Origin of the sequence: uncultured Campylobacter sp. (assembly GCF_938040115.1) — a bacterium.
Taxonomy (GTDB): domain Bacteria; phylum Campylobacterota; class Campylobacteria; order Campylobacterales; family Campylobacteraceae; genus Campylobacter_A.
Genome location: NZ_CALHXD010000190.1, coordinates 1 through 1,424, shown reverse-complemented (window position 1 = coordinate 1,424; position 1,424 = coordinate 1). Strand labels below are relative to the sequence as shown.

The 1,424-nt window shown below is 53.4% G+C and carries 2 protein-coding genes; both read left to right on the top strand.

Going from position 1 to position 1,424, the window contains the following annotated elements:
* Window positions 1-383: fumarate hydratase (locus Q0314_RS06540; protein ID WP_298057655.1), on the top strand; the 383-nt coding region annotated here is incomplete at its 5' end.
* Window positions 380-991 carry a L(+)-tartrate dehydratase subunit beta gene (gene ttdB / locus Q0314_RS06535; RefSeq protein ID WP_298057654.1) on the top strand — a complete coding sequence of 204 codons (612 nt, stop codon included), beginning with the start codon at window positions 380-382 and terminating at the stop codon, window positions 989-991. The genes Q0314_RS06540 and ttdB, both read left to right, overlap by 4 nt.
* Window positions 992-1,424 lie beyond the last annotated feature (433 nt).

The following is a 1,424-nucleotide window of genomic DNA, read 5'->3' as shown; positions in this document are numbered from 1 at the left end:
TCGTCATGGACATAATGACCAGCTACGGCATAAACGCCTGTCCGCCGCTGCTAGTTGGCGTAGGCGTAGGCACCTCGATCGACGTGGCATCCTTGCTATCTAAAAAAGCGCTGATGAGGCCTCTTGGCTCGCATAATCCGAACGAACGCGCCGCGCTAACCGAAAAGCTGCTAGAAGATGGCATAAATAAAATCGGCCTGGGCCCGCAAGGCATGAGCGGCGCGAGCTCCGTGATGGGCGTACATATCGAAAACTGCGCCCGCCACCCAAGCGTCATCGCCGTCGCCGTAAACGTGGGCTGCTGGTCGCACCGCAAAGGCCACATCGTCTGGGACGAGCAGCTAAATTTTGCCGTAAAATCGCACAAGGAGTTCGCGCTATGAGTAAGAAAATTTTAACCACGCCGATCAGCGCCGAGGATCTAGCGGATATCAAAATCGGCGACGTGATATACCTCAGCGGGCACATCGTCACCTGCCGCGACGTGCCGCACAGACGCGTCGTGCAGGAGGGTCGCGAGCTACCGCTAGACATCAGGGGCGGCGCTATCCTGCACGCGGGGCCGATCATCAGAAAAACGGGCGATAAAGGCTTTGAGATGGTCTCGGTGGGGCCGACTACCAGCATGCGCATGGAGAAATTTGAGCGCGAGTTTATCGCTAAAACGGGCGTGCGCCTGATCGTGGGCAAAGGCGGCATGGGCGAGGGCACGATGAGCGGCTGCAAGGAGTTTGGCGCGATACACTGCGTATTTCCCGCGGGCTGCGCGGTGGTGGCGGCTACGCAGGTCGAGGAGATCGAAAGTGCCGACTGGACGGAGCTTGGGATGCCCGAGACATTGTGGAAGTGCCGTGTGAAGGAGTTTGGCCCACTCATCGTCTCGATCGACGCGCACGGAAATAATCTTTTCGAGCAGAACAAGGTCAAATTTAACGAGAAAAAGGACGCGGCGCTGGCTGAAATTTTACCGCAGGTCGGGTTTATAAAGTAGCTAAATTTGGGGGCTCGAGTTTTAAATTTTGCACTAGGTCGCTAAATTTTTAGTGGCTTTAGGCGTATTGCGGGCGAGTGGCAAACGCCGCGACGGAGCGAATGAAATTTGCTTTAGAATTTGCGCTAAATTTTAAAATTTAGTGCAAATTCTCGCACGCGACGGCTTACATCTTAAATTTATGTAAATTTATAAATTTGAGCGAGTTTGCTTAAGTGCGGCGATTAAATTTATCGCTACACGGTTTGATTTTTAATTTAAAATTGGCATTTAACGGAGCTTTTATGAGAAAATTTTACGCGATACTGCTTGCCGCGCTCGTTGCGCTATCTATCACGGCTTGCGTAGCGCCCGCGGGAGGCAGCGCGCTCACTCAGTATTTCTTAACGGGCGGACCGGTCGCGAATTTACCGACCTTGATCCCGGTGCGCGA

Excerpts from the sequence above, each read along its gene's own strand:
- ttdB (WP_298057654.1), top strand. The coding sequence starts at position 380 with ATGAGTAAGAAAATTTTAACCACGCCGATCAGCGCCGAGGATCTAGCG.